Genomic DNA, 8,385 nt, shown 5'->3' on the forward strand with positions numbered 1-8,385 from the left:
TTCCGCAAGGAAGTAAGATCCCTGAAAGATGATCAGGTTGATAGGTCTGAGGTGGAAGTGTGGCGACACATGGAGCTGACAGATACTAATCGATCGAGGACTTAACCACATTTTGAATGATGTCACACCTGTTATCTAGTTTTGAGAGAATAAGTTTTTTCAAAAAAACACTTGATTTCCTCAAGAATACATAGTATAATGTTAAATGTCACTGAAATTGTCTGGTGATGATGGCGAAGAGGTCACACCCGTTCCCATACCGAACACGGAAGTTAAGCTCTTCAGCGCCGATGGTAGTCGGGGGTTTCCCCCTGTGAGAGTAGGACATCGCCAGGCAGACTTCATTCCGCAGTAGCTCAGTGGTAGAGCTATCGGCTGTTAACCGATCGGTCGTAGGTTCGAATCCTACCTGCGGAGCCATTATTGGAGAGCTGTCCGAGTGGTCGAAGGAGCACGATTGGAAATCGTGTAGGCGGTCAACTCCGTCTCAAGGGTTCGAATCCCTTGCTCTCCGCCACTGATACTTATACATAATTGCAATTGAAAGTCTGGGCCCGTTGGTCAAGCGGTTAAGACACCGCCCTTTCACGGCGGTAACACGGGTTCGAATCCCGTACGGGTCATTATATGATGGAGGATTAGCTCAGCTGGGAGAGCATCTGCCTTACAAGCAGAGGGTCGGCGGTTCGAGCCCGTCATCCTCCACCATTATCATCGCGGGGTGGAGCAGTTCGGTAGCTCGTCGGGCTCATAACCCGAAGGTCGCAGGTTCAAATCCTGCCCCCGCAACCAAAATAATTCAATACGGTCCGGTAGTTCAGTTGGTTAGAATGCCTGCCTGTCACGCAGGAGGTCGCGGGTTCGAGTCCCGTCCGGACCGCCATTTAAATAATAAGGCTCGGTAGCTCAGTTGGTAGAGCAACGGACTGAAAATCCGTGTGTCGGCGGTTCGATTCCGTCCCGAGCCACCACCTATGCCGGTGTAGCTCAATTGGTAGAGCAACTGACTTGTAATCAGTAGGTTGGGGGTTCAAGTCCTCTTGCCGGCACTGTTTTTTCAAAACTTAATGTGGAGGGGTAGCGAAGTGGCTAAACGCGGCGGACTGTAAATCCGCTCCCTCAGGGTTCGGCAGTTCGAATCTGCCCCCCTCCACCATTTATAGGGGCATAGTTTAACGGTAGAACAGAGGTCTCCAAAACCTCCGGTGTGGGTTCGATTCCTACTGCCCCTGCCAAATTTATGACATCTTGAGATTATGGCGGTTGTGGCGAAGTGGTTAACGCACCAGATTGTGGCTCTGGCACTCGTGGGTTCGATTCCCATCAATCGCCCCATATTATCATTGGGCTATAGCCAAGCGGTAAGGCAACGGACTTTGACTCCGTCATGCGTTGGTTCGAATCCAGCTAGCCCAGTCTCACTTTTTATATAAACTGCATATGATGTATTAAGTCCCTTAAGATGCGGAAGTAGTTCAGTGGTAGAACACCACCTTGCCAAGGTGGGGGTCGCGGGTTCGAATCCCGTCTTCCGCTCCAATTACGGCGGCATAGCCAAGTGGTAAGGCAGAGGTCTGCAAAACCTTTATCCCCGGTTCGAATCCGGGTGTCGCCTTTCTTTTGCCGGGGTGGTGGAATTGGCAGACACACAGGACTTAAAATCCTGCGGTAGGTGACTACCGTGCCGGTTCAAGTCCGGCCCTCGGCACCAATTTTACTTACTTGGTAAGTTGAATTGGTGTTTGCGTGTTTAAACTATAACTAATCATATTAATGATCTACTTGAGTAGATCATTTTTTTTATTGCTTTGATTTATCATAAGCAGCTAAGTTCTGATACATGATCATAAAGCTGCTTGAGCCATTATGTTTAGCTAAGTCTCTTATACTTATTTATTATTATATTTCCAAAAAACTTTTTTGAAATACGTTGACACTTTAAGAGATCCATGATATATTTATATTCGTCGGTTAGATACGACGTAAAACTTGCCGGTGTGGCGGAATTGGCAGACGCGCACGACTCAAAATCGTGTTCCTTCTGGAGTGTCGGTTCGACCCCGACCACCGGTATACTGAAAAACCCGTTTCTCATAAGAAACGGGTTTTTATTTTTTATCAAAGAAAAGGAGCTCAGCTAGGCTCCTTTTTATATTTACTCAGCGTATTGGTCTAAAATCTCTTCTAACACCTCTTCAAGCCCTTCTGCATCCTCAAGCTCTGATTGGCTGAAGCGGACGCGTACGAGCTGTTCTCCGTCATTATACATCTCTTCCAGCCATCCTCGCAGTCCTCTTGCTCTGCGGTCGACTTCGAAAATAATGTCTAAACTGTCTTCGTCTAAAAGGAAAATAAGTTCTAATTCATCAAGCATCTGACGATAGTAGCCTGATGTCGGAATGAACTCAAATTCTTGTACGAACGGAAGGCGGCGCTGGAAGTAAGGTGCTTGTTCGCAGTCTGCTTCGTTAAGGCGGAAGCCCAGGTTTTCGATTGCTTCCAGCACACTTTCAATCCAAGGGTGCGCTTTAACGAAAATTCGATCGTGATCTGACTTGTCAATACCGCCTTGAATGTCAAGGTCTGTCACTACGGCGACCTCTACTTTCCCTACAGTGATTGGTGTATCAAGTGGGAGAATGAATGAGAACGGAAATTGATGCTGTTCTCCAGGCTGAATGGTAAATGAACCAGTGACCCGGAAAGAATGAATTGTAGCGTATTTCCGGTGCTCTTCATCGTCTTTTACAATGACGTACCGTGTATTAAGCTGTAAGTCAATATAACGGATGTCCTGAGCGATTTTTCCGCCTTTGACATGTACAGTACCCCGCACTTCTTCTCCTGGATAATATGCGTCTTTCTCTAAAATCGTATCTACTTTTGCAGCACCGATTCCGGCACTTGCCGCAAGCTTCTTAAAAAATGACATGTTAAATCTTCCCCTTTTTCTTTTTCTTAACAGGTATACGTAAGAAGGAGGAAAAAAGATTCATTTGATTCATACTTTTTTCCTATTATTCGTCCGGCCTAGGGACAGACTAAGAATAATATTGAAAGCAAAGGAGCGGATTGAAATGAATAAAGAAAGTATGGTTGCTGATGAATTACACAGAATGTTTTTGGCTGGTGAACTGCAAATCACGGTAGAAGAGGATATAAACAATATATCTGAACGGCTGAGAAACGGCGATCTCAGTTTAGACCGCTTGAGCGGAGAAGACACGTTTATAAAAGAAACGGTAAACGAGGCTTTAAGAAGAGTGGAGCAATAAAAGGAAGAGACGGTCTCTCGTAAATGAGAGACCGTCTCTTTTGTATGACTTTGTTACAGTTCTCTGCAAGATAAAAGCGAATCGATTTGCAATTGTTTATCCAGGATCAAGCCTTTTTCCATTAGGAGTTCAGAAAGTTCTCCATGCAGATAAACAGCTACATCTAATTGATCACGCAATGCTCTTCGGAGGTGAGGGTTCGAGGTTTCTGTCATCGCGACAGTGTAATTGTTAATGCTTGTTTTTATTGTTATTAAGAAATTAAGTACAAATGCAGGTATGTCTTTGGTGTTTATCGGGTTAGAGACATTGTTCAATGGCAATCCACTTCCTTATTTTCTAGTTCCCCTGATAAAAAAGTATTTGGCTTTGTATCTTGTTTTTATACAAAATGCTATAATGAATAACAAATTTTGTCAGGTGGTGAGATGATGAAACAGATTATTGCGATGGGCGGCGGGGGTTTTTCGATGGAGCCGGAAAATTTGTCCCTCGATCAATATATCATCAATCAACCAGACCGGAAGTCGCCTCGCGTTTGTTTTTTGCCGACGGCGAGTGGTGATTCCCAAAACTATGTTCAGCGGTTTTATGATGCATTTCAAACACTGGATTGTGTGCCGTCTCATTTATCCTTATTTAAGCCGCCGTCAACAGATTTAATTTCTTTTGTTATGGAAAAGGACATAATTTATGTCGGCGGGGGAAATACGAGGAATATGCTTGTGCTGTGGAAAGAGTGGGGGCTGGATCTTATTCTCAGGGAAGCATGGAAGAACGGGGTGATTTTAGCTGGTTTAAGTGCAGGTGCGATTTGCTGGTTTGAAGAAGGGGTGACAGATTCAGCCGGACCGCTGACAAGCATGAAAAGTTTAGGTTTTTTGCAAGGGAGCTTTTGTCCTCATTATGACGGTGAAAAGGATCGGAGACCGATATACCACCAGCTGATATCTAACGAATTCTTGTGCGATGGCTATGCGGCGGACGACGGAGCAGCTCTCCATTTCATAAATGATCAGCTGTTTCAGACAGTGAGTTCAAGACCGGGTGCAAAGGCATATCGGGTGATGATGGGTGATCATGAAATATCTGAAACGCCGCTGCCGGTCAACTATTTGGGATGAATTAGCTGAATATTTTCTATATTCCTCTTTTTTTTCGATTGGTTTTATGTTAAGATGAGTCCGAAATTAATAGTTACTGGGGGTGCCCGCTTTCGGGCTGAGAGAGAAGGTAAGCTTCTTAACCCTTTGGACCTGATCTGGTTCGTACCAGCGTGGGGAAGTAGAGGAATTGTTTTTATTATTGTCGTGCTGGGCAATAATATGTTTCTTTCTGACTGTAACCGGGTTCATTCATTTGAATCCGGTTTTTTGTGCTGGTTATGGGCTTGATTTTGTCCTTTCAAACGAAGAGAGGGGAAGGATAAGTAATGCAAAACAATTCAGTGCAGCAAGCCAACATTTCCATTATGTCGAGTTTTTCGGGGAGCAAGAAAGTGTATGTGGAAGGTTCTTCTTCGGACATCCAAGTGCCGATGAGGGAAATCGCATTGAGTCCGACGACAGGGTCGTTCGGCGAAGAGGAAAACGCGCCTGTGCGTGTCTATGATACAAGCGGACCGTATACCGACCCTGATGTGACCATTAATATTCAAGAAGGGTTAAAGCCGCTCCGCCAAAAATGGATCACGGAGCGCAGCGATGTTGAACAATATGAAGGACGAGCTATAAAACCAGAAGATAACGGTTATAAAAAAGCAAATCCAAACGTAAGCTACCCAGGACTAAAGCGGAACCCGCTCCGGGCGAAAGCGGGTCAAAATGTCACACAAATGCATTATGCCAAAAAAGGGATCATTACACCAGAGATGGAGTTTATCGCAATACGCGAGCATGTGTCTCCCGAATTTGTCAGAGATGAGGTAGCAAGCGGCCGGGCGATCATTCCTTCAAATATTAATCACCCTGAAAGTGAACCGATGATTATCGGCCGGAATTTTCATGTGAAGATTAATGCGAATATCGGGAATTCAGCGGTTACGTCATCAATTGAAGAAGAAGTGGAAAAAATGACGTGGGCCATTCGCTGGGGAGCGGATACGATGATGGATCTTTCCACCGGAAAAGACATTCATACGACGCGTGAATGGATTATCCGCAATTGCCCTGTGCCTGTTGGAACTGTTCCGATTTATCAGGCGCTTGAAAAAGTAAACGGTGTAGCGGAGGATTTAACGTGGGAGATTTATCGTGATACACTGATCGAGCAGGCAGAGCAGGGAGTGGATTATTTTACGATACACGCTGGTGTTTTGCTTCGGTATGTGCCGCTGACTGCCAAACGGACAACTGGAATCGTGTCACGCGGGGGAGCGATTATGGCGCAGTGGTGTCTGGCTCATCATCAGGAAAGCTTTCTGTATACTCATTTTGAAGAAATCTGTGAAATCATGAAAACGTATGATATTGCTTTTTCTCTTGGGGATGGTCTGCGTCCCGGATCAATCGCTGATGCCAATGACGAAGCGCAGTTTGCTGAATTAGAGACGCTTGGAGAGCTGACGCAAATTGCCTGGAAGCATGATGTTCAGGTAATGATTGAGGGACCGGGGCATGTGCCGATGCATAAAATCAAAGAGAACGTCGATAAACAAATGGACATTTGCAAAGAAGCGCCTTTTTACACATTGGGGCCTCTGACGACAGATATTGCACCGGGCTATGACCATATTACTTCAGCGATCGGAGCGGCGATGATCGGCTGGTATGGGACAGCAATGCTTTGTTATGTAACGCCGAAGGAGCATTTGGGGCTGCCAAATCGTGATGATGTTCGTGAAGGGGTCATTACATATAAAATTGCTGCACACGCGGCAGACCTTGCAAAAGGGCATCCCGGAGCGCAAATACGGGATGATGCGTTATCGAAAGCCCGCTTTGAATTCCGCTGGCGAGACCAGTTTAATCTATCTCTTGATCCGGAAAGAGCGCTTGAATATCATGATGAAACCCTGCCGGCTGAAGGAGCAAAAACCGCTCATTTCTGTTCAATGTGCGGACCGAAGTTTTGCAGCATGAGAATTTCTCAGGATATTCGGGATTATGCGAAGGATAAAGAGATTAGTGAATGGGATGCGATTCAAGAGGGGATGAAAGAAAAAGCCGAAGAATTTGTGAATCAAGGCAGCCAGCTGTATAAATAATAGATTGACAGGCGAAATGGAATACGTTTTAATATAGCTAATATACATTTCCAGCATTTGCTGATCGGAACACCGAAGGCTCTTATCTTTTAGATAAGGGCCTTTTTTGTATGAAAAAAGGAGGGAACAGTGATGGGAATCAAAAAAGAGAAGGGGAGAAAGCGATTCAAGAAGCGAAAAACATACGGAAATCAGATTTTACCGCTGGAGCTCCTGATTGAAAAAAACAAACGAGAGATTATGAACAGTGCGGAGCTGATGGAGGAAATTTATATGAAGATTGATGAGAAGCATACGGCAGTGCGTCACTAAAATATAAAAAACCCGCTATTTCCAGCGGGTTTTTGCATTTTTATTAAGCATCTTTTTTAATTGGCAATCCAAGGCCTTCTGCCACGCGTTTTCCGTATTCAGGATCCGCTTTGTAGAAATGCTCGATTTGGCGAAGTTTGATTTCTTCTTTTTCTACCGGCTTCATGGCGTTAACGATATTTTCAACAAGGCGGGCACGCTCATCCTCGCTCATTAAACGATAGAGATCACCGGCTTGTGTGTAGTGGTCATTGTGATCGTAGCTTACGCTGTCAGCGATTCCTTGTACCGGATATGCAGCTTGTTTATCCTCAGGTGACTCTTTCGGACCGCCGAAGCTGTTAGGCTCGTAATAAACAGATCCGCCGCCGTTATTGTCAAAGCGCATTTGTCCGTCACGCTGATAATTGTTCACTTCGTTGCGTGCGCGGTTGATTGGCAACGCTTGATGGTTTGCACCGACACGGTAGCGGTGTGCATCATGATAAGCAAACAGTCGGCCTTGAAGCATTTTATCCGGAGAAACATCAATACCAGGCACGAGTGTTCCAGGTGAGAATGTCGCTTGTTCCACTTCTGCAAAGTAGTTTTCCGGATTTCTGTCTAGAACCATGCGTCCGACCTCGATTAACGGATAGTCTTTTTGAGACCAAACTTTTGTAACATCAAACGGATCGAAGCGATACGTATTTGCATCTTCTAAAGGCATGATTTGCACATATAGTTTCCATGCAGGGAAGTCACCATTTTCGATCGCGTTGAATAGATCTTCTGTATGGTAATCAGGGTTTTCACCGGCAATTTTAGCCGCCGTATTGACATCAAGGTTTTTCACGCCTTGTTCTGTTTTAAAGTGATATTTAATCCATACGCCTTCACCTTCGGCATTTGTCCATTTGAATGTATGGCTCCCGAAGCCGTGCATGTGGCGAAGTGTTGCAGGGATTCCGCGGTCAGACATCAGGATTGTTACTTGGTGTAATGACTCTGGTGAAAGTGACCAGAAATCCCATACAGCTGTAGGGTTTTTCAAGTGTGTTTTTGGATCTCTTTTTTGTGTATGGATGAAATCAGGGAACTTAATCGCATCGCGGATGAAGAATACCGGTGTATTGTTACCGACGATGTCGTAGTTTCCTTCTTCAGTATAAAATTTAACAGCAAATCCGCGTGGGTCGCGAACTGTATCAGCCGAGCCAAGTTCACCGGCAACTGTTGAGAAACGGATGAACAAAGGTGTGCGTTTGCCGACTTCAGAAAGGAAAGCGGCTTTCGTGTATTTTGTTACATCGTTTGTCACTTCAAAATATCCATGTGCGCCTGCTCCTTTGGCGTGAACGACACGTTCGGGAACACGTTCTCTGTTGAAATGGGCCAATTTTTCGAGTAAATGTACATCTTGGATTAAAGTTGGTCCGCGAGAACCGGCTGTCATCGAATTTTGATTATCTCCAACCGGGGCGCCCCAGCTAGTTGTCAGTTTATTTGAACTCATATGATCACCTCTTGGAATTTATAAAAATATAATATCATCTCTAAGTAAAAAGTCAATATTATTTTATAATTATTATAAAATAGTTATCTCTATTAAGG

At 44.8% G+C, this 8,385-nt stretch carries 6 protein-coding genes, 16 tRNA genes, 2 rRNA genes, 1 pseudogene and 1 riboswitch; of the genes and pseudogenes, 22 read left to right on the plus strand and 3 right to left on the minus strand.

Annotation, left to right across the window (positions count from 1 at the left end; all coding sequences use genetic code 11):
• The 18 genes from LWH95_RS20990 to LWH95_RS21075 form a co-directional block, all read left to right on the plus strand.
• A 23S ribosomal RNA gene (locus LWH95_RS20990) occupies positions 1-109 on the plus strand; the annotation flags it as partial.
• A gap of 111 nt (positions 110-220) precedes the next feature.
• A 5S ribosomal RNA gene (gene rrf / locus LWH95_RS20995) occupies positions 221-336 on the plus strand.
• Between the two features lie 9 nt (positions 337-345).
• Positions 346-420: transfer RNA gene (locus LWH95_RS21000), tRNA-Asn, on the plus strand.
• 5 nt (positions 421-425) lie between these two features.
• Positions 426-517: transfer RNA gene (locus LWH95_RS21005), tRNA-Ser, on the plus strand.
• Positions 518-551: 34 nt separating this feature from the next.
• Positions 552-623 (plus strand) — tRNA-Glu (locus LWH95_RS21010).
• A 9-nt stretch (positions 624-632) separates the two neighbouring features.
• Positions 633-708 (plus strand) — tRNA-Val (locus LWH95_RS21015).
• Between the two features lie 7 nt (positions 709-715).
• Positions 716-792: transfer RNA gene (locus LWH95_RS21020), tRNA-Met, on the plus strand.
• A gap of 14 nt (positions 793-806) precedes the next feature.
• Positions 807-883, plus strand: a tRNA-Asp gene (locus LWH95_RS21025).
• 12 nt (positions 884-895) lie between these two features.
• Positions 896-971: transfer RNA gene (locus tag LWH95_RS21030), tRNA-Phe, on the plus strand.
• Positions 972-976: 5 nt separating this feature from the next.
• Positions 977-1,049, plus strand: a tRNA-Thr gene (locus LWH95_RS21035).
• 22 nt (positions 1,050-1,071) lie between these two features.
• A tRNA-Tyr gene (locus LWH95_RS21040) sits at positions 1,072-1,156 on the plus strand.
• 5 nt (positions 1,157-1,161) lie between these two features.
• Positions 1,162-1,235, plus strand: a tRNA-Trp gene (locus LWH95_RS21045).
• A 24-nt stretch (positions 1,236-1,259) separates the two neighbouring features.
• Positions 1,260-1,335: transfer RNA gene (locus LWH95_RS21050), tRNA-His, on the plus strand.
• Between the two features lie 9 nt (positions 1,336-1,344).
• Positions 1,345-1,416 (plus strand) — tRNA-Gln (locus tag LWH95_RS21055).
• Between the two features lie 48 nt (positions 1,417-1,464).
• Positions 1,465-1,539: transfer RNA gene (locus tag LWH95_RS21060), tRNA-Gly, on the plus strand.
• A 5-nt stretch (positions 1,540-1,544) separates the two neighbouring features.
• Positions 1,545-1,615, plus strand: a tRNA-Cys gene (locus LWH95_RS21065).
• A 7-nt stretch (positions 1,616-1,622) separates the two neighbouring features.
• Positions 1,623-1,711 (plus strand) — tRNA-Leu (locus LWH95_RS21070).
• A 280-nt stretch (positions 1,712-1,991) separates the two neighbouring features.
• A tRNA-Leu gene (locus tag LWH95_RS21075) sits at positions 1,992-2,073 on the plus strand.
• Positions 2,074-2,155: 82 nt separating this feature from the next.
• On the opposite strand, the gene spo0M is transcribed toward LWH95_RS21075, so the two are convergent.
• Positions 2,156-2,932, minus strand: a complete 777-nt coding sequence (gene spo0M / locus LWH95_RS21080) for a sporulation control protein Spo0M (RefSeq protein WP_133488183.1) — start codon at positions 2,930-2,932, stop codon at positions 2,156-2,158.
• Positions 2,933-3,071: 139 nt separating this feature from the next.
• Between spo0M and LWH95_RS21085 the strand changes: the two genes are divergently transcribed.
• Entirely contained in the window at positions 3,072-3,275 is a 204-nt protein-coding gene (locus LWH95_RS21085; protein ID WP_080030861.1) for a hypothetical protein, read from the plus strand.
• A gap of 53 nt (positions 3,276-3,328) precedes the next feature.
• On the opposite strand, the gene LWH95_RS21090 is transcribed toward LWH95_RS21085, so the two are convergent.
• Positions 3,329-3,592 carry a spore coat protein gene (locus tag LWH95_RS21090; protein WP_232920312.1) on the minus strand — a complete coding sequence of 88 codons (264 nt, stop codon included), beginning with the start codon at positions 3,590-3,592 and terminating at the stop codon, positions 3,329-3,331.
• A 114-nt stretch (positions 3,593-3,706) separates the two neighbouring features.
• Between LWH95_RS21090 and LWH95_RS21095 the strand changes: the two genes are divergently transcribed.
• The 3 genes and pseudogenes from LWH95_RS21095 to senS all read left to right on the plus strand — a co-directional run bounded on the left by LWH95_RS21095 (position 3,707) and on the right by senS (position 6,799).
• Complete coding sequence (locus LWH95_RS21095; RefSeq protein ID WP_232920313.1) at positions 3,707-4,399, plus strand: Type 1 glutamine amidotransferase-like domain-containing protein; 693 nt, start codon at positions 3,707-3,709, stop codon at positions 4,397-4,399.
• 68 nt (positions 4,400-4,467) lie between these two features.
• Positions 4,468-4,575, plus strand: a riboswitch (TPP riboswitch).
• Between the two features lie 132 nt (positions 4,576-4,707).
• Entirely contained in the window at positions 4,708-6,480 is a 1,773-nt protein-coding gene (thiC, locus tag LWH95_RS21100) for a phosphomethylpyrimidine synthase ThiC (protein ID WP_003239647.1), read from the plus strand.
• 132 nt (positions 6,481-6,612) lie between these two features.
• Positions 6,613-6,799: pseudogene (gene senS, locus LWH95_RS21105) on the plus strand (transcriptional regulator SenS).
• Between the two features lie 36 nt (positions 6,800-6,835).
• On the opposite strand, the gene katA reads toward senS, so the two are convergent.
• A complete protein-coding gene (gene katA / locus LWH95_RS21110; RefSeq protein WP_003239645.1) occupies positions 6,836-8,287 on the minus strand; it encodes a catalase KatA in 1,452 nt (483 codons plus the stop codon).
• Positions 8,288-8,385: the final 98 nt, after the last annotated feature.

This window comes from Bacillus sp. G16 (assembly GCF_021282335.1).
In the GTDB taxonomy this organism is placed as follows: Bacteria; Bacillota; Bacilli; order Bacillales; family Bacillaceae; genus Bacillus; species Bacillus inaquosorum.